Origin of the sequence: Roseovarius halotolerans (assembly GCF_900172255.1) — a bacterium.
GTDB classification, from domain to species: domain Bacteria; phylum Pseudomonadota; class Alphaproteobacteria; order Rhodobacterales; family Rhodobacteraceae; genus Roseovarius; species Roseovarius halotolerans.
Map to the genome: position 1 here is coordinate 57,044 of NZ_FWFU01000002.1, position 23,067 is coordinate 80,110.

Genomic DNA, 23,067 nt, shown 5'->3' on the forward strand with positions numbered 1-23,067 from the left:
GAAAGGGGGGCGCATGAGCCTTCAGTTTCTCATCACCGCCCTCGTGGTGGTCATCGCGCCCGGAACGGGCGTCATCTACACGCTGGCCATCGGGCTCGGGCAGGGGCGGAGCGCCGCGCTCATGGCGGCGCTTGGCTGCACGCTCGGCATCGTCCCGGCCCTGCTGGCGGCGGTGCTGGGGCTGGCGACGCTGCTGCATATGTCGGCGCTGCTGTTTCAGGTCGTGAAATTCGCCGGCGTGGCCTATCTGCTCTGGCTGGCATGGCAGGCGCTCAGATCCGACGGCGCGCTCAGCCTTCGCCCCGAAGCACGCCCCGAACCCGGACTTGCCATCGCCCGGCGCGGCGCGCTGATCAACATCCTCAATCCCAAGCTCTCGATCTTCTTCCTCGCGCTGCTGCCGCCATTCCTTTCCGGCAATCCCGCCACCGCCGCCGCCGAAATGATGGGCCTTGGCGCGATCTTCATGGGGCTGACCTTCGCCGTCTTCGCGATCTATGGCAGCTTCGCCGCTGCCATGCGTGACCGGCTCCTGTCCTCGGCGCGCGCGATGCGCTGGCTCAATCGCAGCTTCGCCGCGATATTCGGCGCGCTGGCGGCACGCCTCGCACTGGAGAAAGCCGCATGACGACCATCCCCCGCGCCCCCTTGCTGCTTGGCCTTGCCGGGCTGATCCCATTTGTCTGGGGGGCGCTGACGGTGCTCATCCCCGATCTCGGCATCTGGACCAGCCAGACCCTCGGCGGGCGCTTCGTCGGGCCATACGTCATGCTGTTCTACGGCGCGGTGATCCTCAGCTTCATGTCGGGGGCGCTCTGGGGCTTTGCGACGCGGCTCAAGGGTGCACAGGCCGCAACCGGCTATGGGCTCGCCGTTCTGCCCGCGCTCTGGGCGTTCTTCATGACGGGGGGCGGGCCGACCGGCTCGGGGGTCTCGCTGATGATGGGGTTCATCGGCATTCTGGGGCTCGACTGGCTGTTCTGGTATCATGGCGCTGCACCCGAATGGTGGATGGCCCTGCGCCTGCCGCTGACCGCGGTGGTGGTGACATGCCTTGGAATCGGCGTGTTCTTCTGACCCCGCTGCACCCGCCCCGCCACACCGATTGACAGCCTCCCATCCAGCCTGCATCAGGAACGCCATGACCGATCTCACGCTCTATTCAATGCCCTCCTCGGGCAATAGCTACAAGGTGCGGCTGCTGCTATCCCTGCTGGGACGCCCCTATCGCCACATCCCCTGCGAGGCCGCCTCCGAGGCACTGGAGCGCGCGCAGGCCGAAGGCCGCCTGCCGCTGGGCAAGCTGCCCGCGCTGCACCTGCCCGATGGCACCATCCTGTCGGAATCGAACGCGATCCTCTGGTATCTCGCCCAGGGCAGCGCCTGGATTCCCACCGATCCCACGGCCCAGGCGCAGATGCTGGCCTGGATGTTCTTCGAGCAGAACCGCCACGAGCCGGTCATCGCCGTGCGCGCCTCGCTGCGCTGCTATGCGCACCGCGCGCCCGACGCCACGCCCGAACGCATGGCCGCCCTGCTCCACGAGGGCAACGCGATCCTCTCGCTGCTCGATCAGGCCCTTCAGGGGCGCGACTGGCTGCTGGGCGATACGCCCAGCCTCGCCGATATCGCGCTTTACGCCTATACCCACAGCGCCGGGTCGCGCGGCGGGTTCGACATGGCGCCCTTCGGCTCGATCAACGCCTGGTGCGCCCGGATGCACGCCCTGCCCGGCCATGTGGAGCTGTTCCAGGATGCCTGAGCTTTTCGCCTATACCGATGGCGCCTGTTCGGGCAATCCGGGACCAGGGGGCTGGGGCGCGCTCTTGCAGGCGGTCGAGGGCGACACCGTCCTGCGCGAACGCGAACTGCAGGGCGGCGAGGCAGAAACCACCAACAACCGGATGGAACTTCTAGCCGCCATCGCCGCGCTCGAGGCCCTCTCGAAACCCAGCGCGATCACCATCGTCACCGACAGCGCCTATGTGAAGAACGGCGTCACCGGATGGATTCACGGCTGGAAGCGCAATGGCTGGAAGACGTCAGCGAAAAAGCCGGTCAAGAATGTCGAACTCTGGCAGCGCCTCGATGCGGCCCGCGCCCGCCACGACGTGACATGGGAATGGGTCAAGGGCCATGCCGGCCACCCCGAAAACGAACGCGCCGACGCGCTGGCACGCGCCGGGATGGCGCCGTTCAAACCCGGTTGAATACGGCGCGGCCCTTCAGACCGGCACGCCCTCGAACCGCTTGAGGCGCACACCGCTTTCGGTCAGGGCGCGGCGCACCTCTCCGGCAATCGAGACCGCCGTCGGCGTGTCGCCATGCAGGCAGATCGTGTCGATCCGCGTCGGAATGCGCTTGCCGCTCTCGGTGATGATCGCGCCCTCGCGCACCATCTCGGCCATGCGCGCACCCGCCTTCGCGGCATCGTGGATCACCGCGCCCGGCTGGCTGCGGTCGACCAGCGTCGCATCGTCATTATAGGCGCGGTCGGCAAAAATCTCGCAGGCCACCCGGCAGCCCAGATCGCGCACCGCATCCTGCTGTTTCGTGCCCGCCAGCACCATGATGATCACATCCGGCGCAACCGACAGCGCCGCCTCGTAGCAGGCCCGCGCCATGGCTTCGTCCTGCGATGTCATGTTCGACAGCGCGCCATGCAGCTTCACATGGCGCACCTCGCCCCCGGCGGCGCGTGCCATCGCCTGCGCCGCACCCACCTGGTAGCGCACAAGGTTGCCAAGGCTCTCATGCGGCAGGATCATCCGGCGGCGGCCAAAGCCCTGGATGTCGGGAAATCCGGGATGCGCCCCGATCCCCACATCGCCCGCCACCGCCCTGCGCATGGTCTCTGCCATCACGTCCCAATCGCCCGCATGCACCCCGCAGGCTATATTGGCCGATGTGACGATATCCAGAAGCGCCGCATCGTCGCCCATCACCCAGGGGCCAAAGCTCTCGCCCATATCGGCGTTCAGATCGACGGTCGGTTCCATGGTCTCACCTCAATGCTTGTGTGTGTCTCCGGCGCTCACGCCGCTGATCAGGTCATAGGATAACAGGTCGGCCATCCGCTGGGGATCGCGCAACAGGAGGCTCAGCCGCTTGTCGAGCGTCTCGACATGGCGCGCCGCCGCGCGCTCCAGCTCCACCGCCTCCTCCAGCGAGACAAAGACAAACCGCAAGGGCGCGCCCGGCCCCGCCTGCACCAGCCGCGGCATGTCGCAGGGCAACACCGTGCCGATCCGGGGATACCCGCCCGTGGTCTGGCACTCGGCCAGCAGCACATAGGGCGTGCCGTCGCCGGTCATCTGGATGTCGCCCGGCACCACCACATCCGACAGCACGTTGCGCCCGCCCTCAAGGGTGAACCCCGCGCCCTCCTGTTCCAGGGGCACGCCCATCCGGTTGCCGCGCGCCCCGCGCCTGAATTCGGTGGCGGTGAACCGCGCCACCTCGTCCTGCGGGAACAGCGCGGTCTGAAAGCTTTCCACGATGCGGACCGTGCCACCCCCGAAACGTTCGCCGGGATCGAGCGTCAGGCCGGTTCCACGCCCTCTGTCCTCGCCCAGTTCCAGCCGCGCGCCCTGTTCCAGGGGTGCGCCCAGACCCGCCGCCAGATGCGCGCCGCGCGCGCCCAGCCGTTTGGGCGCATCGAAACCGCCGCCCACATGCAGGTAACCATAGCTGCCCGTTCGCGCACCGCCGATCGACAGCACCGCGCCCTTCGGCATCGCGTGGCTGGCATTCCATGCCAGCGCCGCGCCATCCAGCGTCACCTGCATCGGCGCGCCGGTCAGGGCGATGCGCATGTCGTCCTCGGCGGTAAAGTCGCCACCCATCCCGGCCATCTCCAGCACCGCCAGATCGCGCCCCTGTCCCAGGAGCGTCGCACCCTCGGCCAGCGCCAGCCGGTCCGCCGCGCCACCGCGCGACAGCCCGAACCCCAGATAGCCCGCGCGCCCCTCGTCCTGAAGGGTCACGCCCGGCCCGACCCGGCCTATGGTCAGCGCGCGACTCATCGGATCGGCTCGCTTTCGGCCCCGCCTTTGGGGTCGCTGCGCATCGAGGCAAGCGTCTCGGCATCCACAGGCGTGAATTGCGCCTCGTCGCCGGGGCGCAGCAGAAAGGGCTGGTCGGCCTCTGGCTGAAACAGCCGGATCGCGGTCTGGCCGACATGCTGCCAGCCGGTCGGTGCGCTTACAGAGAACAGCACCATCTGGCGGATCGCCACCGCCAGCGCGCCTTCGGGAATGCGCTTCGTCAGGCTGCTCTGGCGCGGGATGTCCCAAGGCTCGGGCAACTCGCCCAGATAAGGCTGACCGGGCGCAAAGCCGATCGCCTGCACCCTGACCCGTGCCTCCGACAGCGATTTGACCGCCTCGGCCTCGCTCATGCCCGCCGCCTCTGCCGCCTGTCCCAGTTGCGGCGCAAGCTCGGTGCCGAACACCGTCGGAATATGCCAGAGCCGCCGCCCCTCGGGCAGCGCCGCCGCCCGCCACTCGCAGCCCTCGACCAGTGCCGCCAGCTTCTCGCGCAAATCCGCGTGGCTCAGGTGAAGCGGATCGAACCGCACAAAGCTCGACACGAGGGACGACGACACTTCCTCGACCCCGTCCCAGTTCTCGCGCTCCAGCGCCGCGCTCAGGGCCAGCGCCGCGCGGTTGGCCGGCTCGCTCAGCCGGTCGGCGAAGGATACCAGCATCCCGTCCACGCCGACGCTGCGAATAATCGGGGGTTTGGCCGTTTCCTGTTCCATCGCGCCGGTCACATCCGGCCCGGAAGATAGGTCACGATGCCGGGAAATATCACGATGATCACCAGCGCCACCGCCATCAGCACGAAGAATGGCAGCGCCGCGACGGCCACGCTCAGGATGTCGCGCCCGGTCAGCGATTGCAGCACGAACAGGTTGAACCCCACCGGCGGCGTGATCTGAGACATCTCGACCACGACCACCAAGAATATCCCGAACCACAGCGGATCGATCCCCGCCGCCTGCACCATCGGCATCACCACCGAGGCCGTCAGCACCACCACCGAAATCCCGTCAAGGAAACACCCCATAACCACGAAGAACACGGTCAGCGCCGCCAGCAGCGTATAGGTCGAAAGCTCCATGCCCCCGATCCATTCGGCCAGGATCCGCGGAATGCCGGTAAAGCCCATCGCCACCGTCAGAAAGGACGCGCCCGCCAGGATGAAGGCGATCATGCAGGAGGTCACCGTCGCGCCCATCAGCCCCTCGATGAAACTCTTGCGGCTCAGGGTGCCCGTGCTCCAGGACAGGACCAGTGCCAGCACCACGCCCACCGCCGCCGCATCCGTAGGCGAGGCGAGGCCCGTGTAGATCGACCCGATCACCCCGGCGATGAGCGCGATCACCGGCAACAGCCGGCGCGAGCGGCGCAGCTTCTCGCCGAAGCCCACATGCAGCGCCTCGTCGGGCAGGCTCTTGCGGTTCACCAGCGCCCAAAGCGCGACATAGCCCACGAAAAGCGACACCAGCAGCACCCCCGGCAACACCCCGGCCACGAACAGCCGCGCAATGGACTGCTCGGTCGCGACGCCGTAGACGATCAGGATGATCGAGGGCGGAATGAGCAGGCCCAGCGTCGCCGACCCCGCCAGCGTGCCGATCACCATCTTCTCGGGATAGCCCCGCTGTGTCAGCTCCGGGATCGACAGCTTGCCGATGGTCGCCGCCGTCGCCGCCGACGAGCCCGACACCGCCGCGAAGATCCCGCAGGCAAAGACATTCACATGCAACAGCTGCCCCGGCAGCCGGTTCATCCAGGGCGACAGCCCCGCGAACATGTCCTCCGACAGGCGCGAGCGGAACAGGATCTCGCCCATCCAGATGAACAGCGGCAGCGCCGCCAGCGCCCATGAATTGCTGTGCCCCCAGAGGGTCGTGGCCATGACAAGGCCCAGCGGCGCCTCGGTAAACAGGGCCATCGCCGCGATCCCCACCCCCAAGAGCGAGAACGCGACCCACAGCCCCGAGCCGAGAAAGGCAAAGAGCAGCACCAGAAGAATGACGGACAGCAGGGCGATGGACATATCCGTCTCCTATTCGTTCAGAAGGTTTTCGCCCTTCCCCGCCCAGGAGGGCCGGGAACCGCGCAAAAGGCCGTAGATTTCGTCCGCCAGCGCCAGCGTCAGGATCGCAAGACCCAGCGCCACCGGCATCTGCACGATCCACAGCGGCACCGAGACCATGCCCGCGCTGCGATCGCCGAATTCATGCGATTCCAGCACCAGCAGGACCATGTAGACCGTCGCGAAGGCACTCATCGCCAACGCGATGGAAGTGACCATGATCTCGGCCATGTGGCGCGCCCGCTCGGGCAGGCGCATCACCACCAGCGTGACCCGGATATGCCCGCCCTCGCGCAGCGTATAGGCCAGCGCCAGAAAGGCCGACGCGGCCAGGAAGAAGCCGGTGAAATCGGCGTAAGACGGGATCGTCAGTCCGATCCCCTGCCCGGTCAGCGCGGCGGCGATCTTGTCGGCAAGGTTCAGACAGACCTGCGCAAAGACAAGCACCACGATGGCCAGGATGAAACAGGCCGCAAGCCCGCCCGCGAAACGATAGATCGACGTCAGAACAGGCCGCATGGCATCCATCCTCCCCTGGGATCGGCCCGGACACCATTGGCGGCGTCCGGGCGCATGTCATCGCCGCTTACTGCTGATAGGCATCCAGAAGAGCCGCACCCGCATCGCCGGCATCGGCCTTCCAGTTCTCCAGCATCTGCGCACCGATATCGCGCAGACCCTCCATCAGCTCATCGCTCGGCTCGACCACGGTAATGCCGTTCTCTTCGAGGATGGCGACCTTTTCGTCGGTCTCGGCGCGGCTCATCTCCCAGCCGCGGGTTTCGGCCTTGGCGGCCGCATCCAGCACTGCCTGCTGAACGCCTTCATCAAGACGCTGGAACGCACGCTTGTTGACCACCACGACGTTCTTGGGAATCCATGCCTGGATGTCGGTGTAATGCGACAGGAAATCCCAGGCCTTGGAATTCGCACCTGTCGAGGGCGAGGTGATCATCGCCTCGACCCGCCCGGTGCTGAAGGCCTGCGGAATGTCGGGCACCTCGACCTGCGTCGGCGCGGCACCCGCAAGGTTCGCGAACTCTTCCAGCGTGGCATTGTATGTGCGGAACTTCAGCCCCGACAGATCGTCGACCGAGGTGATCTCTTTGGTCGTGTAAAGCCCCTGCGGCGGCCACGGCACGGCATAAAGAACCATCATGCCCTGCTCGTCCAGAAGATCCGAAATCACGTCTTTCTGCGCCGCCCAAAGCCGCTCGGCCTGGTCATAGCTGGTCGCCAGGAACGGCAGCGAATCCGCGCCGAAGACCGGGTTGTCATTGGCCAGCAGCGAAAGAAAGAACTCGCCCGCGGGCACCTGCCCGCTGCGCACGGCCTTGCTGATCTCGGGGTGTTTGAACAGCGACCCGGCGGAATGCACCTTGATTTCCAGCGCGCCGTCGGTGGCCTCGTTCACGTCCTTGGCGAATTCATGGACATTCACCGTGTGAAAGGTGGCGTCCGGATAGGGCGTCGGCATGTCCCATGCCTCGGCCTGAACCTGCATGGCCATCCCGGCAAGCGCCGCTACGGCGCCGGTGAAATAGCGTGTCATCTTCATCTCGAAAACTCCCTGTCATTGATTATCATTACCTCATGAAGGCATAACGTTGATAATTTGTCAACGTTATGTCATCCTGATGTCTACAACAGAAGCGACCGGGCTCTGGACATTTGCCAAAGGTTCAAGGCATCCGGGGGACTTAGCGGGAAACGCAGGCGTTTTCCGGCACCGGCCAAGGAAAGGGCAGCGCATGAGCGAACAGAAACCCGACGGGCGGCGAATCGTCTCTTCCCGCCATCTTGCCGACGGCGAAGGCTGGGAATTGTCCGAACTCGAATTCGGCCTGATCATCGCCTTCAACGCCTTTTCGCGCTGGATGACGCGCTGCATGGCCGCGTCCGGCCATTCCGATCTCAGCCCCCTGGAGATCCTGATCCTGCACAACACCAATCACCGCAACCGCGACAAGCGGCTTTCGGATATCTGCTTCCTGCTCAATATCGAGGACACCCACACCGTCAATTACGCGCTGCGCAAGCTCGTCAAGGCCGGGCTGATCGAAACCGAGAAACGCGGCAAGGAGGTGTTCTATCGCACCTCGCCCGATGGTGCAGCGCTGTGCCAGGCCTATCGGGACGTGCGCCGCCAATGCCTGCTCGAAGGGATGTCGGGTGGCGATCTCTCGGGCGAAGATCTGCGCCAGCTCGCCCGCGTGCTGCGCGGGCTTTCGGGACAATACGATCAGGCCAGCCGCGCGGCGGCCTCGCTGTGATCTATTTTCGGCGCGCGATATAGGTCCGGTAGGCCCAGATCAGCAGCAAGGCGCCCAGCACCGCGCCGATCAGCCCGCCCAGCAGCCCGGCGACCGTCAGGATCACCTGCAACACCAGCCCGCCGATCAGCGCCCCGGCGATGCCGATGGCGATGGTGGTGACGATATCGGTTTCCATCCGCATCAGCCGCGTCGCCAGGAAACCCGCCGCCGCGCCGATGATGATCAGGTAGACCACGCTCATCGCCTTGCTTCCTTATCTCTTGCGCCGCCAATGGGTCGGCACGATGATCAACGCGCCGATCGACGACAGCACCGCATCCACCCCCGGCGCGCCGAACCGGATCCCGAACATGATGCGCAGGAAATAGAACAGGAACGCGCCGCCCACGCAGATGATGATGGATTGCACATAGCCGTTGCGCGTAAAGCCCGTCTTTTCCGACAGGTAGCCCACGATGCCCGCAATCACCACCGTGCCGATCAGCGTCGGAAACATGGCCCTAACCTTCCATTACAAGCGCGCACCCACCGGCAGCGCATGCCCCAGCAGGAAACTTTCGGCATCCTGCGCCGCCCGCCCGGCCCGTTGCAAGCGCGAAATCCTGACCGCGCCGCTGCCGCAGGCCACGGTCAGCCGGTCATCCAGAACCTCACCCGGCGCGCCCTGCCCTTCGGCGATGCTTGAGCCCAGCAGCTTGATGCGCGCGCCCTCGTGCTCGACCCACGCGCCCGGAAAGGGCGACAGGCCCCTGATCTGCGCGTCCACCTCCGCGGCGGGCCGGGTCCAGTCGATGCGCGCCTCGGATTTATCGATCTTCGCGGCATAGGTGACACCCGCCACGGGCTGAGGCTCGGGCGTCAGGTGATCCAGTTGCGCCAATGCCTCGATGATCGCCTCGGCGCCCATCTTCGACAGCCGGTCATGCAATTCGCCGGTGGTTTCCTCGGGGCCGATCGCGGTGGCGCGGCGCAACAGCACCGGCCCGGTATCCAGTCCCGCCTCCATCTGCATGATGCAGATGCCGGTTTCGCGGTCCCCCGCCATGATCGCGCGATGGATCGGCGCGGCCCCGCGCCAGCGCGGCAACAGGCTCGCATGGATATTGACGCACCCTTGGCGCGGCGCATCCAGAACCGCCTGCGGCAGGATCAGACCATAGGCCACCACCACCGCCACATCCGCATCAAGCGCGGCGAAATCGGCCTGCGCGACCGCGTCTTTGAGGCTCTCGGGATGGCGCACCTCAAGGCCAAGTTCCAGCGCCCGCGCATGGACCGGGGTCGGACGCGCCTGCTTGCCGCGCCCGGCCCGGCGCGGCGGCTGGCAATAGACCGCCGCCACCTCGTGCCCCGCCGCCACCAGCGCCTCCAGCACCGGCACCGAGAAATCCGGCGTTCCCATGAAAATCACGCGCATCGCTTCGCCTGCCCTATCCCGCCAGTTTCTTCGCCTTGCGCAACAGCATGTCGCGCCTGACCTTGCTCAGCCGGTCGAAATACATCCTGCCCTCCAGATGGTCGATCTGGTGCTGCACGCTGGTCGCCCAGAGCCCGATGAAATCGCGCTCCTCGGTCTCGCCTTCGGTATTCATGAACCGCACCGTTACCGCGCGCGGGCGCTTCACCTGCGCCGAGACACCCGGCAGGTTCGGGCTGGCTTCCTCATGGGCGCGCAGCTCGATGCTGGCATGAAGGATCTCGGGATTGGCCATGCGCACCGCCTGCCCGCGCCTGTCACTGGCATCCACGACCGCAAGGCGCTGCATCACCCCGATCTGCGGCGCCGCCAGCCCGACGCCCGGCATCGCCTCCATCGTGTCGATCATGTCGTCCCAAATGGCGCGGATCTCGTCGCTGATCGCCTCGACCGGTTCGGCGCGGGCGCGCAACCGCCGGTCCGGCCATGCAAGACAGCGGCGCACGGTCATGGCTCAGGCCCTCGCCTTCGCCTGCTCGCGCTTCAGCTTCTGCATTCGCCTTGTGATCATCTGCCGCTTCATCGGCCCCAGGTAATCAATGAACAGCTTGCCGTTCAGGTGGTCGATCTCATGCTGCACGCAGGTCGCCCACAGCCCGTCGAACGTCTCCTGCCGCTCGTTGCCGTCCCGGTCGATCCAGCGCACGTCCACGGCACTCGGTCGCGTGACCTCGGCATACTGCTCCGGGATCGAAAGGCAGCCTTCCTCATAGACATTGGTCTCGTCCGACGCGGCCAGGATCTCGGGGTTGAACATCACCAGCGGGCGCGGTGCCTCGCCCTCTTCCTTGACGCAATCCATGACGATCAGCCGGTCCATCACCCCGACCTGCGGCGCCGCCAGCCCGATGCCCGGCGCATCATACATGGTTTGCAGCATGTCATCGGCCAGCGCGCGCAACCCGTCCGACAGATCGTCGACAGGCGTGCAGATCCGTTTGAGGCGCGGATCGGGGTGGATCAGAATGGGCCGTATCATGCGGGAGGATTTAGGTCATGCCCGCTGGCCGCGCAATGGGCCAATCTTTCGGCAGGTCGTGGTGCGGACACCCCCGCAAGGAATATTGTCCCATTTATTCAAACACCAATAGAACGTTGTCCCGTTCTTGAACTATAGAACAGAACACCCTTCCAATCAGACGCATAATATCAGAATATCCGTCGCCGTAGCATCCGCCCTACACCCTCGCGCCAACAGCGTATAGCCTGCCCGCAGAACCAGCAAGGAGACCCGCATGGATTTCGACCGCATCATCGACCGCCACGGCACCCACTCCCAGAAATGGGACATGATGGAAAAGATCTATGGCGTCCCCGCCAGCGACGGCATCCCGATGTGGGTCGCCGACATGGATTTCCAGCCGCCGCAATGCATCTCGGACGCGCTGCAGGGCATGGTCGATCACGGCATCTACGGCTATTACGGCGATGATCGCAGCTACCTCTCCGCCATCCGCTGGTGGATGCAGGAACGCCACGGCTGGCGGGTCGAACCTGAATGGGTCTTCACCACCCACGGCCTCGTCAACGGCACCGGCCTCTGCGTCGACGCCTTCAGCGAACCGGGCGACGGCGTGGTGCTCTTCACCCCCGTCTACCATTCCTTCGCCCGCGTCATCAAAGCGGCGGGACGGCGCGTGGTGGAATGCCCGCTGGCCACCGAAAACGGCCGCTACGTCATGGATTTCGACGCCTATGACGACATGCTCGACGGCTCGGAAAAGATGCTCATCCTCTGCTCGCCCCACAATCCCGGCGGCCGCGTCTGGACCCGCGAGGAACTTCAGGGCGTCGCCGATTTCGCCCGCCGCCATGACCTCATCCTGGTCTCGGACGAGATCCACCACGACCTCGTCATGCCCGACCACTCCCATATCGCCATGCCGCTGGTGGATGACCGCATCGCCGACCGGCTGGTGATGATGACCGCCACCACCAAGACCTTCAACATCGCCGGGGCGCATTCCGGCAATGTCATCATTGCCGACGAGGCCCTGCGCGCCCGTTTCGCCGCCCGCATGGGCGCGCTTGGCATGTCGCCCAACTCCTTCGGTCTCGTCATGGCCGAGGCCGCCTATTCCACCGAGGGCGCGCAATGGGTCGATGCGCTGACGCAGTATCTCGATGGCAACCGGCGGCTCTTTGATGCCGGGATCGCCACGATCCCCGGCCTCGCCTCGATGCCGCTCGAGGCCACCTATCTCGCTTGGGTCGATTTCGCGGGCACCGGCATGGATGCGGGCGACTTCACCGCCCGTGTCGAAAAGGATGCCCGCATCGCGGTCAATCACGGCGCCACCTTCGGCACTGGCGGCGAAAGCTTCCTGCGCTTCAACCTGGCCACCCCCCGCGCCCGCGTGCAAGAGGCCGTCTCCCGCCTGCAAGAGGCCTTCGCCGACCTGCAATGATACCGGGACCGCGGCGCGCCCGGCTCTTGCCCTGCGCGCGCCGCGGCCTAGCTATGGCGCGAAGCACGCAATCGGAGTCATCGATGATCCGCGCCCTCGCCACAGTTTTCGGCCTTGCCGCCCTCACCCTTTTGGCCGCCTGCACGGGGCGCCCGTCGCTCGATGATCCCGCCCTCAGCAGCCGCGATTTTGAACTGCAGGAATTCTTCGCGGGTACGACCGTGGCGCATGGCCAGTTCCAGGACCGCTTCGGCACCGTCCGGCGCCGCTTCGAGGTGCAGATCGACGGCACATGGGACGGCGAAACCCTCACCCTGACCGAGGATTTCACCTATGCCGACGGCAGCGCCGAACAGCGCATTTGGACCCTGCGCCAGACCGGCCCCGAAAGCTGGGAAGGCAGTGCCCCCGGCGTGATCGGCACCGCGCGCGGCACCGAAAAGGGCGATACCTTCAACTGGACCTACCTGATCGACCTGCCCACGCGCGACGGCACCACGCGGGTGCATTTCGATGACTGGATGTGGCAGCTCTCCGATACCCGCGTCCTGAACCGCGCCTATATGCGCAAGGCGGGCGTGACGCTGGGCTCGGTCATCATCATCTTTGAAAAGCAGCCCTGACGGCGCCGGAACAGACCCGCTCCGCGTTAGCGGATCTGAACCTTCGGCGCTCAGCACAGTCTGTCGAGAACGAATGTGACGCGGGCCGCGACGTCGGTCTTCGGCAGGATGATGGTCTCGTAACCGAGCCGGTCAAAGCCATCGAGCAGCCGATGATACTCCGCGATGCTCTCCGCCATGGCGTGCTGTCGCTCCCTGTCCGTCCGGTAGATTTCCGGCCAGGGCGGCGTCAGAAAGACCTTCCTGTGAAAGGGGCTTCGCCCCGCAAGGGTTTCGGTCGCCGCCAGCCCTGTTGCATGTTCCAGCGTCAACGCCGCGTCCACCAGCCCGCGGTCGAAAAAGACCCAACCGTCTGATTGCTTCAAACGCTTCCGGTCATCCTCTGCCATCTCGATGGCGCGCCGCGCAAAGGCGGCAAGGTCGACCCATGGCAGCGCCTCGCCTTCACCGCAGAGTTCCTCTGCGACGATCCGTCTGCCGGGTTCCTCGACGGTGCCGAAACCGCGCCGCCCCAACTCGGCCAGCAAGGTCGACTTTCCGCCGCCCGAACATCCCGACAGGATGACGTGCCGACTCTCGCCGTCACCGCGCATCACGCGTTCCTTCCATGCCGCTCTTGCAAGATACGTATCGGCCAGCATCAGCCTGCTGCGGCGTGGCCTCAATCCTTGGCGATCAGCGCGACTGGCGCCTCCGGGTCGCGCACGAAATCCACCGGCTGGCGTTCGCTGGCCTCGGTCACGCGCTTGAGCTCGAATCGCATCTCGCCGCCGTCTTCCTCCGTGGCCACGATCAGGCATTGCGACAGGTGCTTGGGACCATCGTAAAGATCGACCAGCCCGCGCAGATGCGGTGCGGTCTCGGCCTCCAGCGCGAAACCGCCGTCCCAGGCGCGCAGCACGCGATAGACCTCCTCACCGGCGCGCACCCGCAAACGGTGGCTCGCCTTCCAGCCTTTCTTGCGCGCCTCATCCAGGCCCGCCTGAACATCGGGGGGTAAATATGTCGTCATGATCACGCTTCTTTCCAATACCGCTCCAGTCTGTCGCAGCAAAACGTAACCGTCACGTAAAAAGTTGCATCCCATACTCGCAAATCAGCGCCGCGCGGTCGCTTTCGGGCGCAAGACATGCGGATGCGCGGGATCGTAAAGCGCGCTCTCCCTGAAATCCGCGATGTCGCCCAATACCGGTCCCACCAGAATCAGCGCGGTGCGCGTGATCTTCTCGGCGCGCACCTTCTCGCGGATATCGGCAAGCGTGCCGCGAATGAACAGCTCGTCCGGCCAGCCCACGCGACAGGCCACCACCACCGGGCAATCCGCACCGTAATGGGGAATGAGCGCGCGCTCGATCTCACGCATCGCCCGCACGCCGAGATGAATCGCCAGCGTCGCGCCGCTCAGGGCGAAATTCTCCAACGTCTCGCGCGCAGGCATCGAGGTCGACTTCATCGACACCCGTGTCAGCACGATGGACTGCGCCACCTCCGGCACCGTCAGCTCCTGTCCCAGCGCCGCCGCCGCCGCCGCATAGGCCGGCACGCCGGGAATGATACGATAATCGATGCCCTCTGCCCGCAAGCGCCGGATCTGCTCGGCGATGGCGCCATAAAGCGACGGATCGCCCGAATGCACCCGCGCCACGTCCTGCCCCTTTTCATGGGCCACGCGGATCGCCGCATGGGTTTCGTCCAGCGTCATCGCCGCGCTGTCCATCACCAGCGCCCCCTCCGGCGCACAGCCCACCACCTCCTCAGGCACAAGGCTCCCGGCATAGATGCAGACCGGGCATTCCCCGATCACCCGCTCCGCCTTGCGTGTCAGCAATTCCGGGTCGCCCGGCCCCGCCCCGATGAAATAGACGGTCATCGCCGCACCCCTCGCTTCATCTTGCCTGAAATACTCATGTCGTGCCGCCCGCCGCCAGATCGCCGTCGATCTTGCGCGCATAGCCGCGCGGCGTGAACATCCGCGCCCCCTCGCCCAGTTCGGCCAGCCGCGACTGGCTCGACCCCACCAGGACCACGGTCAGCATGTCCACCTCGTCCACCTCCAGCGCATCCAGCCGCCGATAGCGCAGATGTTCCTCGGACCGCCCCAATGAGGTCGCCAGCATCACCGGCGTATCGCCCGGACGATGCGCCAGCAGGATATCACGCGCCTCGGCCAACAGGGTGCGCCGTGTCCGGGAGACCGGGTTGTAGAAGGCGATCACGAAATCCCCCTCGGCGGCGGCGCGCAAACGGCGCAGGATATCCTCGCGCGGGGTCAACAGATCGCTCAGGCTGATGGTGCAGAAATCATGCCCCAAGGGCGCACCGGCCCGCGCCGCCGCGCCCTGCAGGGCCGACACACCGGGCGAACAGACCACCTCGACGCGCCGCGCCGCATCGCTCACGCCCTGCGCCTGTGTGCCCCTGTCCAGCAGCTCGAACACCAGCGCCCCCATCGCATAGATCCCCGCATCCCCCGAACAGACCAGCGCCACGTTGCGCCCCTCACCGGCGCGTTCCAGCGCATGACGGCAGCGCGCCTCCTCGCCGCCCAGCGGGAAATCGCTCCGCGCCTTGCCCGCCGCCAGCGGCCCCAACAGGTCGATATACAAGCCATAGCCCACCAGCTCGTCGGCCTCGGCAATCAGGCGCGAGGCCTCGGGCGTGCGCCACGATGCCTGTCCGGGGCCGATGCCGACCACGCTCAACCGCCCGCGCGCGCGCCCCGGCATCGCCACGATCGGCTGATCCGCGCGCCCCAGCGCACAGGTGGCATTGGCGCTCTTGCGCTTCTCCACCGCCAGCTCCGTGCCCGCCGCCAGCACCGCGCCCTCGGCCACGCCATGACAGCCCACCTCGGCGAACACGACCTCCGAGGGGTTCGCCAGCCGCCCCGCCTCGGCCTCGAGCGTCCCGGCATCAAACAGCCGCAAGGGCACACCCAACCGCGCCGCCACCGCGTTGATCGCGGGTTCGTCCGCCTTGAGGTCGATCGAGGCGACACAGGCCACCGCTCCCGGCGCGATCCCGGCCTCCGCAAGCGTGGCCTCGGCCAGCGCCCACATCTGGGCAGGGTCGCAATTGCGCGCGCATCCGAGACCCAGCACGAAGCGCTGCGGATGATAGACCAGCCGTTTCGCATCGCCCGCCTCGGGCGCCTCGCTCACCACCAGCTCGACCTGGCCGTGGACATCGCCCCCGATGCCAAGGATATCCTCGCCGATCACACGTACACCCTCGCCCGCCAGCATCGACGCCATCGCCGCTTTCGCATCCTCGGGATTGGCCAGCCGATACCCCTCGGGCGGCGCATCAAGCGCAACCCCCATCGCCACATCGCCCGCCGTCGTCACCGCCGCCTGCGCGCCAAGGCCCTCGGCGATCCGCGCCGCCAGCCGGTTGGCACCGCGATGCCCGCCCAACAGCGGCACCACCACCGACCCGTCATCGCTCACCGACAGGACCGGCGGCTCGACACGCTTTTCACACAGAAGCGGCGCGACCGCCCGGATCAGGATACCGCTGGCGCAGACCCCCACCACCGGCACCCCGGCGGCGAACAGGTCGCGGACATGCGCCAGCGCATCGGGAAACCAGGCATCCGCGTGATCCACCCGCCCCTCGCGCCCATGCAAGGCGGCGCCCAGATCCCGGGCCACGCGATGCGCCACCGCCTCTCCCGACCGGCTCAACGCCAGAACCACAGGTTTCACAGCCACGGGTCGCCCCCCTTTACCAGCAGGATCATCGAGAAATACGGCGCATCGTCTGGCGCTTCGGACAGCGGGCAGACCACCTCCTGGGGCAGGCTCGCGCGCTCCACATAGACCGCCCGCGCCGTCAGGCCCAAGGCCTCGATCACGCCGCGGATCTTGGCCATGTGACGCCCCACCTTCATGATCGCCACGCTTTCCGCGCCCTCGATGCGGGCGCGCAGCTCATCCTCGGGCAATGGCCCCGGCAGGACCGTCAGCCGCTCGTTGCGCGCCACCAGCGGCATCGCGGCGCGGGCCGCGCAGGCCGTCAGCGACGTCACCCCCGGCACCACCTCCACCCGGTAACGCGCCGCAAGACGCGCGAAAAGATACATGAACGAGCCATAAAAGAACGGGTCGCCCTCGCAAAGACAGACCACGTCACGCCCCGAATCGAGCACCTTGGCGATCCGCGCCGCGCCCGTGTCATAGGCCGCCTGGGCCGGGGCGCGCGCGGTGCTCATCGGCACCTCCATCACGATCTCCTCCGCCCCCGGCCGGATCGCCGCCGCCGCGATGGCGCGGGCGAAACTCGCGCCCCCCGCAAGGCTCGGATAGGCGATCACATCCGCCCCCGCGATCAGGCGATGGGCGCGCAGGGTCATGAGATCAGGATCCCCCGGCCCCAGCCCGACACCATAAAGCACGGCACTCATGGCCTGTTCCCCGGCTTCACCTTGCCGGAAATACTCCCGCCGGAGGCGTCCGCCGCCTGCCCCGCGCGCCACCACCCGATCATCGCTTCACCAGGCTCCACTGGGTGACCGGCATCAGCGGCCGCCAGCCCGTCATGCTGCCCACCGGCTCGGCGCGGTTGACCATGAGCTTCACCAGTTGCCCGCCCCGCTCCTTGTAAAGCGCCAGAAGCAGCGCCTCGCTTTCCAGCGTGACGGCATTGCAGACCAGCCGCCCCAGCGGGCGCAGCGCCTCCCAGGCGGCCTCGAACGTCTCGCGGCTGAGACCGCCGCCGATAAAGACGGCATCGGGCGGCGCCAGCCCGGCCAGCGCCTCGGGCACCCGCCCGTCGATCAGTTCCAGCTTGGGCGCGCCCAGAGCCAGCGCATTGGCGGCGGCCATGGCGCGCCGGTCGGCGCGCGGCTCGATGCCAATCGCGCGGGCATAGCGCGCGCCGCGCATCCACTCCACCGCCACCGAACCGCAGCCGGTGCCGATATCCCACAACAGCGCGCCGCGCATCGGCATGAGCTTGGCGAGCGTGGCGGCGCGCACCTCCTGCTTGGTCATGGTGCCGTCATGCTGGAACAGCGCATCCGGCAGACCCGGCACACGCGGCAACAGGGCCGCATCCGGCGCCGCCACGCAATCCACCGCCAGCGTATTGAAATCCGGCACCGCATGATCCCAGCTTTCGGCCAGCCCGTCGAAACGCGCCTCGCCCGCACCGCCCATATTGGCCAGCACCGTCATCCTGGCGCGCCCGAAGCCGCGCTCGGTCAGGAACTCGGCGATCCGTCCCGGCGTCTCCGCGCCCGTGGTCAGGATCAACAGCCGCGCATCGGGCTGGATGAAGGCGATCATCTGCTCGACCGGACGGCCATGGACGGTCAGCGTCTCGACATCGGCCAATGACCAGCCCATCCGCGCCGCCGCCAGCTGAAAGGCCGACAGTTGCGGGTGATAGACGATCTCGGCAGGGTCGATTGCCCGGCCGATCCGCGCACCCACCGAGAACCACAGCGGATCGCCCGTCGCCAGCACCACGACGCGCCGCCCGCGCAGCGACCTAAGCTGGTCGATCAGCGCATCGAAAGGCGACGGCCAGGCGATGCGCTCGGCGCCGACACTGTCCGACAGGGCGTGATGGCGCTCGCCGCCGATGATGATTTCCGCCGCCTCGACGACCGCGCGGGTGGCGGGCAAGAGCCCCTCCATGCCATCCTCGCCGATCCCGACCACATGCAACCACGCCTCAGCCATCTCCCGTCCCTCCGTTGCACGCGCGCCCCGCACAGGGCGCACCGCCCTTTGCTGCCCCTGGCGCCGCTCTCATGATATGTCCTCGGGCAGGCCCGCCGCCAGCGCATTGAGCGCAGCACTCGCCATCGCCGACCCCCCGCGCCGGCCGCGCAGGGTCACGAAATCGCAGCCGCGCGGACGCGCGGCCAGTTCCGCCTTGCTTTCCGCCGCCCCCACGAACCCCACCGGGAAGCCCAGGATCAGCGCCGGTTTCGGCGCGCCCTCGTCCAGCAGTTCGAGCAGATGAAACAGCGCCGTCGGCGCATTGCCGATCACCACCACAGCACCCTCGAGGTGATCCGCCCAGAGCTCCACCGCCGCCGCCGAACGGGTATTGCCGATCCCGGCGGCGATCCCCGGCACACGCGGATCGTTCAGGGTGACGATCACCTCGTTGTCCCGCGGCAGGTGACGGCGGATGATGCCCGCGCCCACCATCTCGCAGTCGCACAGGATCTTCGCCCCCGCCGCCAGCGCCGCGCGACCCGCCGCATCGGCCAGCGGCGAGAAATCCAGCCGGTCCGCCACCTCGACCATGCCGCAGGCATGGATCACGCGGATCGCCAGCGCCTCCATGCCGGGAGAAAAGCGATCCAGCCGCGCCTCGCGGCGCACGGTGGCGAAGCTCTGGGCATAGATCGCCGAAGGGGTCTTTTCATAGGGGCGCAATGATCGGCCTTTGCTCTGTGTGGATGGTGCGGGAGCCTCCGGCGGGAGTATTTGAGGCAAGATGAAGCCCCGTCACCCCCGCGCCTTGCGCGCGCTTTGCGGCCCCAAGGGGTGATCCGCGTGGGGATATTGCGCGTGGTGGTGATGATGGTCGTGGTGATGGCCGTGATCGCCGTCGTGGTGGTGGTGATCGTGATGATGATGGTGGTGATGATGATCCTGCATCTCGAGGCGGCAAAGCCCGGTGCAGAACGTATCGCACAGCTTGCAATCCGCCACGTTCGAGCCTGGCGCGCTGGCGCCCTGGCCTTCGACATGGTGGTGATGGCTTTCCTGCACCGCGCCCAGCTCGGCCTCGAACCCCGGCACCGCAACGCGATATTTGCACATCACGCAGGTGGGCGGCGGCACGTCGCTGAAGGCGGGATGACCCGCGCCGCGCGCTGCGGCGAAGGCGGCGCGCTGTTCGGGCGTGATCTCGCGCGGGGGTTCGCCGCCGATCGCCAGTATCTGGGTGCGATACTGGCAGGTGGCGCAATTGGGCGGCGGGTTGGCGCCGGCCTGTTCGCGCACGCGTTCAGCGAAGGTTTCCAGCACCTTGGGATGATCCCCGAGATACCCCGCCTTGACGAAGGTGATCTCGGGATGGGCCGCCGCGACCTGATCGGTAAAGCCGTAGATGCGGTCGATCAGGATCCCCGAAAAGAGGAAATAGGGAAACACCACCACCCGCCGGTAACCCAGCTTCGCCACATGCTCGAGGCAGGGCGCGACCAGCGGAAAGGTAACGCCGGAATAGCCGGTCTCGCACCAGCCGAAACCGATCCCTTCCTGCAAGAGCCGGGCGATCTTGGCGACATTGCTGTTGGCGTCCGGGTCCGATGCGCCGCGCCCGATCACCACAAGGCAGGTGTCATGCAGCGCCACCTCGCCGTCTTCGCTGTCGGCCTGCGCCACCGCCTCGCGGATACGCGCGGCCGCGGCGGCGACCATCTTGGGGTCGACACCGAGTTCGCGCCCGTAGCGGATGTCGATCCCGTGCTCGGCGCCGTAGGAGTTGAGCACCGTCGGGATGTCGTTCTTGGAATGCATCGCGGCAAACAGCATCCCCGGCACCGCCAGGATCCGGCTGCATCCCGCATCGCGCAGCCGGTCGAGACCGTCGCGGATCACCGGGTTGGCGAATTCGAGATAACCGTATTCCACCTGCCAGTCTGGAGGCAGATGGGCAGGCAGCTTGTCGGCGAGGGTGGCGAATTCATCCACCGCCGACTGGCTGCGCGAGCCATGCCCGCAGATCATCACCCCGGTCTTTTCCGCGCCGTTCTCCATGCTCATGCCTCCTGGGCTTCGTCGTCGCCGGCGCCGTCCTGCGCCCCGGCCGCGTCGTTCTCGGCAGCGTCCTTGCGCCCCCGCAGCCCGGCCCAGAGCCCGATCGCGATGGCCGCGCCGATCGCCGCCGCGCCGAGCCAGTGACCGTGGCCCGCGACTTCGCTCAGATGGCCCGGATGGGCCAGCGCGGGCGTTCCCGCCACGAGGGCGGCGGCACAGATCAGGTTTCGCATGGGTCTCTCCCCTTTTCCCGGCATTCGCCCGTCGCGCACCGGAAAAAACGGGGGCAAGGCGCCCTTGATAGGCGCCGATGTCCCGACGATCACAGCCGCCAGAGCCCCCGGATTGGGTCGGCCGCGCCTGCACATCTTTCCGGCCCGCCTGACGGGCATCGTCTCCCCGTCTATAGGCCGCCATGTCCCGGCACGCAAACACCGAAAATGACCGATGTGCGGCGATGCACGGGCGATGCGCGCCCATCCGGCTTCACGCCCGAAGGCCCCGGCCCTATCTCAATCGGGCAAAGGAGGACCGAACATGGGACAACTGGTCAAAGGCGAATGGCACGACGAATGGTATGACACCGACTCGACAGGTGGCAAATTCGTGCGCGACACGTCGAAATTCCGCAACTGGATCACCGCCGATGGCAGCCCCGGCCCCTCGGGCGAGGGTGGATTCGCCGCGCAATCCGGGCGCTATCACCTCTATGTCTCGCTGGCCTGCCCCTGGGCGCATCGCACGCTGATCATGCGCCGCTTGAAAGGCCTCACCGATCACATCGGCCTGTCCGTCGTGCATCCCGAGATGCTCAGCGAAGGCTGGGAACTGCGCAGCGATTACCCCGGCGCAACGGGCGATGACCTTTACGGCCTGCCCTTCCTGCGCGACCTCTACACCAAGGCCGACCCCGAGGTTTCGGGCCGCGTCACCGTGCCGGTTCTCTGGGACAAGGAACGCGAGACCATCGTCTCGAACGAATCCGCCGAGATCATCCGCATGTTCAACTCGGCCTTCGACGCTATCACCGGCAACAGTGACGATTACTACCCCAAGGACAAGCACGACGAGATCGACGCGATCAATGCCGAGATCTATTCCAACGTGAACAACGGCGTCTACAAGGCGGGTTTCGCCACCAGCCAGGAGGCCTATGACGACGCGGTCGCGCCCCTGTTCCAGACGCTCGACAAGGTCGAGCAGCGCCTGTCGTCCAACCGCTACCTGGCCGGCGCGGACGCGACCGAGGCCGACTGGCGGCTGTTCACCACGCTGATCCGCTTCGACAAGGTCTACCACACCCATTTCAAGTGCAACCGCGCGCGGATCGTGGATTATCCCAACATGTGGGGCTATCTGCGCGAGCTTTACCAATGGCCCGGAGTGGCAGATACGGTGAATTTCGATCATATCACCCGGCACTATTATTACAGCCACGACATGATCAATCCGCATCGGATCATCCCCGTCGGACCCGATCTCGACCTCGACGCACCGCACGGGCGCGGCTGAGGCGATATCGGCTAAAGCGCACCCACGCGCTTCAGCACATCGCGCAGCGTCTCCACCGCCTCAGGGCTCAGCGCAGCCTGGGGCGGTGCGGGATCGCCGCAGTCGAACCCCTGCAATTTCAGACCTGCCTTGATCGCCCCGGCAAGGTTGAAACGCGCGAAGACCTGGTTCACCGCCCAGAGTTCGCGTTGCAGCTCCATCGCGCTGCTCCAGTCGCCCGCCTCGCACAGCTCGAACAGGCGCACGCTCTGGCGCGGAATAAGGCAGGACGGCCCCGCGAGCCAGCCGCGCCCGCCGATCAGCATGACGGCCGCGGTGATATGGGACGAAGCCGCAAAGATTCCAAGCCGCCCCTCGGTCATCCCCATGATCGACATCAGCCGCCCGGTATTGGTCGACGCATCCTTGAGGAAAACGATACGCGGATGATGCGACAGCCGCTCGATCACCTGAAGCGACAGGTCCACGCGCTGGAAATTCGGGTTGGTATAAAGCGTGACCGGCAGGTCCGTCGCATCGGCGATGGCGGTGAAATAGTCGATCACGTTCTGGTCGTTCAGCGGGAAATAGGCCTCGAGCACGGCCAGGATGCCATCCGCGCCCAGCTCGGCCCAGCGTTTCGCCTGCCTGACCGCGTCAAGCGTAGTGGTGGCGGCAACGCCCGCGATCACCGGCACCCGGCCCTTCGCGGCCTCGACCGTGGCGGCGACGACGCGCTCCTTGGCGGCGAAGTCCAGATAGGCGAATTCGCCGGTCGATCCCAGCGGCGTCAGGCCGTGCACCCCTTCGGCGATCAGGTGGTTGACCAGCCGCTTCAGCGCCGCCTCATCCACCGTGCCCTCGCGCGTCAGCGGCGTTGGCAGATAGGGCACGACACCCCGCAAGTCCCTCACATCCGTCATTCTCCCGCCCTCCCTTGCACCACGCCCTCGGGCGCGT

At 66.7% G+C, this 23,067-nt stretch carries 29 protein-coding genes; 8 read left to right on the forward strand and 21 right to left on the reverse strand.

What is annotated here, in order from left to right:
- The first annotated feature begins 13 nt into the window (after positions 1 to 13).
- From ROH8110_RS07195 to rnhA, 4 genes are all read left to right on the forward strand, one after another.
- Complete coding sequence (locus tag ROH8110_RS07195; protein ID WP_085817109.1) at positions 14 to 628, forward strand: LysE family translocator; 615 nt, start codon at positions 14 to 16, stop codon at positions 626 to 628.
- A complete protein-coding gene (locus ROH8110_RS07200; protein ID WP_085817110.1) occupies positions 625 to 1,077 on the forward strand; it encodes a DUF3429 domain-containing protein in 453 nt (150 codons plus the stop codon). The genes ROH8110_RS07195 and ROH8110_RS07200 overlap by 4 nt, the downstream gene beginning before the upstream one ends.
- A 64-nt stretch (positions 1,078 to 1,141) precedes the next feature.
- On the forward strand, positions 1,142 to 1,762 hold the full coding sequence (locus ROH8110_RS07205; protein ID WP_085817111.1) for a glutathione S-transferase family protein: 621 nt from the start codon (positions 1,142 to 1,144) through the stop codon (positions 1,760 to 1,762).
- Positions 1,755 to 2,210 carry a ribonuclease HI gene (rnhA, locus tag ROH8110_RS07210; RefSeq protein WP_085817112.1) on the forward strand — a complete coding sequence of 152 codons (456 nt, stop codon included), beginning with the start codon at positions 1,755 to 1,757 and terminating at the stop codon, positions 2,208 to 2,210. Before ROH8110_RS07205 ends, rnhA begins: the two co-directional genes overlap by 8 nt.
- A 15-nt stretch (positions 2,211 to 2,225) precedes the next feature.
- On the opposite strand, the gene ROH8110_RS07215 is transcribed toward rnhA, so the two are convergent.
- From ROH8110_RS07215 to ROH8110_RS07240, 6 genes are all read right to left on the reverse strand, one after another.
- Complete coding sequence (locus tag ROH8110_RS07215; RefSeq protein WP_085817113.1) at positions 2,226 to 2,999, reverse strand: LamB/YcsF family protein; 774 nt, start codon at positions 2,997 to 2,999, stop codon at positions 2,226 to 2,228.
- A 9-nt stretch (positions 3,000 to 3,008) separates the two neighbouring features.
- Positions 3,009 to 4,025, reverse strand: a complete 1,017-nt coding sequence (locus ROH8110_RS07220) for a 5-oxoprolinase subunit C family protein (protein ID WP_085817114.1) — start codon at positions 4,023 to 4,025, stop codon at positions 3,009 to 3,011.
- Positions 4,022 to 4,762, reverse strand: coding sequence for a 5-oxoprolinase subunit B family protein (locus tag ROH8110_RS07225; protein WP_085817778.1), 741 nt, complete (start codon positions 4,760 to 4,762; stop codon positions 4,022 to 4,024). The genes ROH8110_RS07220 and ROH8110_RS07225 overlap by 4 nt, the downstream gene beginning before the upstream one ends.
- An 8-nt stretch (positions 4,763 to 4,770) precedes the next feature.
- On the reverse strand, positions 4,771 to 6,066 hold the full coding sequence (locus tag ROH8110_RS07230; RefSeq protein WP_085817115.1) for a TRAP transporter large permease: 1,296 nt from the start codon (positions 6,064 to 6,066) through the stop codon (positions 4,771 to 4,773).
- A gap of 9 nt (positions 6,067 to 6,075) precedes the next feature.
- Positions 6,076 to 6,624, reverse strand: a complete 549-nt coding sequence (locus ROH8110_RS07235; protein ID WP_085817779.1) for a TRAP transporter small permease — start codon at positions 6,622 to 6,624, stop codon at positions 6,076 to 6,078.
- Between the two features lie 67 nt (positions 6,625 to 6,691).
- Entirely contained in the window at positions 6,692 to 7,657 is a 966-nt protein-coding gene (locus ROH8110_RS07240) for a TRAP transporter substrate-binding protein (RefSeq protein ID WP_370738115.1), read from the reverse strand.
- 199 nt (positions 7,658 to 7,856) lie between these two features.
- On the opposite strand from ROH8110_RS07240, the gene ROH8110_RS07245 reads away from it, so the two are divergent.
- Positions 7,857 to 8,378, forward strand: a complete 522-nt coding sequence (locus ROH8110_RS07245) for a winged helix DNA-binding protein (RefSeq protein ID WP_085817117.1) — start codon at positions 7,857 to 7,859, stop codon at positions 8,376 to 8,378.
- Between the two features lies 1 nt (position 8,379).
- On the opposite strand, the gene ROH8110_RS07250 is transcribed toward ROH8110_RS07245, so the two are convergent.
- From ROH8110_RS07250 to def (ROH8110_RS07270), 5 genes are read right to left on the reverse strand one after another with little or no spacing between them, the layout of a single operon-like run.
- Positions 8,380 to 8,622 (reverse strand): GlsB/YeaQ/YmgE family stress response membrane protein, encoded by a 243-nt coding sequence (locus ROH8110_RS07250; protein WP_085817118.1) that lies wholly within the window; start codon positions 8,620 to 8,622, stop codon positions 8,380 to 8,382.
- Between the two features lie 12 nt (positions 8,623 to 8,634).
- On the reverse strand, positions 8,635 to 8,877 hold the full coding sequence (locus ROH8110_RS07255; RefSeq protein WP_085817119.1) for a hypothetical protein: 243 nt from the start codon (positions 8,875 to 8,877) through the stop codon (positions 8,635 to 8,637).
- A 15-nt stretch (positions 8,878 to 8,892) separates the two neighbouring features.
- Positions 8,893 to 9,798, reverse strand: a complete 906-nt coding sequence (fmt, locus tag ROH8110_RS07260; RefSeq protein WP_085817120.1) for a methionyl-tRNA formyltransferase — start codon at positions 9,796 to 9,798, stop codon at positions 8,893 to 8,895.
- Positions 9,799 to 9,811: 13 nt separating this feature from the next.
- Positions 9,812 to 10,309, reverse strand: a complete 498-nt coding sequence (gene def / locus ROH8110_RS07265) for a peptide deformylase (protein WP_085817121.1) — start codon at positions 10,307 to 10,309, stop codon at positions 9,812 to 9,814.
- Positions 10,310 to 10,312: 3 nt separating this feature from the next.
- Positions 10,313 to 10,837 (reverse strand): peptide deformylase, encoded by a 525-nt coding sequence (def, locus tag ROH8110_RS07270; protein ID WP_085817122.1) that lies wholly within the window; start codon positions 10,835 to 10,837, stop codon positions 10,313 to 10,315.
- A 256-nt stretch (positions 10,838 to 11,093) separates the two neighbouring features.
- On the opposite strand from def (ROH8110_RS07270), the gene ROH8110_RS07275 reads away from it, so the two are divergent.
- A complete protein-coding gene (locus ROH8110_RS07275; RefSeq protein ID WP_085817123.1) occupies positions 11,094 to 12,266 on the forward strand; it encodes a MalY/PatB family protein in 1,173 nt (390 codons plus the stop codon).
- 83 nt (positions 12,267 to 12,349) lie between these two features.
- Positions 12,350 to 12,889 (forward strand): DUF3833 domain-containing protein, encoded by a 540-nt coding sequence (locus tag ROH8110_RS07280; RefSeq protein ID WP_085817780.1) that lies wholly within the window; start codon positions 12,350 to 12,352, stop codon positions 12,887 to 12,889.
- 50 nt (positions 12,890 to 12,939) lie between these two features.
- Here the strand turns inward: ROH8110_RS07280 and ROH8110_RS07285 are convergent, their stop codons facing one another.
- From ROH8110_RS07285 to ROH8110_RS07325, 9 genes are all read right to left on the reverse strand, one after another.
- Positions 12,940 to 13,530 carry an AAA family ATPase gene (locus ROH8110_RS07285; protein WP_306372204.1) on the reverse strand — a complete coding sequence of 197 codons (591 nt, stop codon included), beginning with the start codon at positions 13,528 to 13,530 and terminating at the stop codon, positions 12,940 to 12,942.
- Positions 13,531 to 13,550: 20 nt separating this feature from the next.
- A complete protein-coding gene (locus ROH8110_RS07290; protein ID WP_085817782.1) occupies positions 13,551 to 13,901 on the reverse strand; it encodes a hypothetical protein in 351 nt (116 codons plus the stop codon).
- A gap of 84 nt (positions 13,902 to 13,985) precedes the next feature.
- Positions 13,986 to 14,759, reverse strand: a complete 774-nt coding sequence (gene cobM, locus ROH8110_RS07295; RefSeq protein WP_085817124.1) for a precorrin-4 C(11)-methyltransferase — start codon at positions 14,757 to 14,759, stop codon at positions 13,986 to 13,988.
- A gap of 34 nt (positions 14,760 to 14,793) precedes the next feature.
- Positions 14,794 to 16,602 (reverse strand): precorrin-3B C(17)-methyltransferase, encoded by a 1,809-nt coding sequence (gene cobJ / locus ROH8110_RS07300; RefSeq protein WP_085817125.1) that lies wholly within the window; start codon positions 16,600 to 16,602, stop codon positions 14,794 to 14,796.
- On the reverse strand, positions 16,593 to 17,294 hold the full coding sequence (gene cobI / locus ROH8110_RS07305; RefSeq protein WP_085817126.1) for a precorrin-2 C(20)-methyltransferase: 702 nt from the start codon (positions 17,292 to 17,294) through the stop codon (positions 16,593 to 16,595). Before cobI ends, cobJ begins: the two co-directional genes overlap by 10 nt.
- A gap of 79 nt (positions 17,295 to 17,373) precedes the next feature.
- Positions 17,374 to 18,576 carry a precorrin-6y C5,15-methyltransferase (decarboxylating) subunit CbiE gene (gene cbiE, locus ROH8110_RS07310; RefSeq protein ID WP_085817783.1) on the reverse strand — a complete coding sequence of 401 codons (1,203 nt, stop codon included), beginning with the start codon at positions 18,574 to 18,576 and terminating at the stop codon, positions 17,374 to 17,376.
- A gap of 69 nt (positions 18,577 to 18,645) precedes the next feature.
- Entirely contained in the window at positions 18,646 to 19,284 is a 639-nt protein-coding gene (locus ROH8110_RS07315) for a precorrin-8X methylmutase (protein WP_085817127.1), read from the reverse strand.
- A gap of 72 nt (positions 19,285 to 19,356) precedes the next feature.
- On the reverse strand, positions 19,357 to 20,622 hold the full coding sequence (locus ROH8110_RS07320) for a sirohydrochlorin chelatase (RefSeq protein WP_085817128.1): 1,266 nt from the start codon (positions 20,620 to 20,622) through the stop codon (positions 19,357 to 19,359).
- Positions 20,619 to 20,849, reverse strand: coding sequence for a DUF6732 family protein (locus ROH8110_RS07325; RefSeq protein WP_085817129.1), 231 nt, complete (start codon positions 20,847 to 20,849; stop codon positions 20,619 to 20,621). Before ROH8110_RS07325 ends, ROH8110_RS07320 begins: the two co-directional genes overlap by 4 nt.
- A gap of 304 nt (positions 20,850 to 21,153) precedes the next feature.
- Here ROH8110_RS07325 and ROH8110_RS07330 point away from each other — a divergent pair, with 304 nt between their 5' ends.
- Positions 21,154 to 22,128, forward strand: coding sequence for a glutathione S-transferase family protein (locus ROH8110_RS07330; protein WP_085817130.1), 975 nt, complete (start codon positions 21,154 to 21,156; stop codon positions 22,126 to 22,128).
- 11 nt (positions 22,129 to 22,139) lie between these two features.
- Here the strand turns inward: ROH8110_RS07330 and ROH8110_RS07335 are convergent, their stop codons facing one another.
- Positions 22,140 to 23,030 (reverse strand): dihydrodipicolinate synthase family protein, encoded by an 891-nt coding sequence (locus tag ROH8110_RS07335; RefSeq protein WP_085817131.1) that lies wholly within the window; start codon positions 23,028 to 23,030, stop codon positions 22,140 to 22,142.
- Positions 23,031 to 23,067 lie beyond the last annotated feature (37 nt).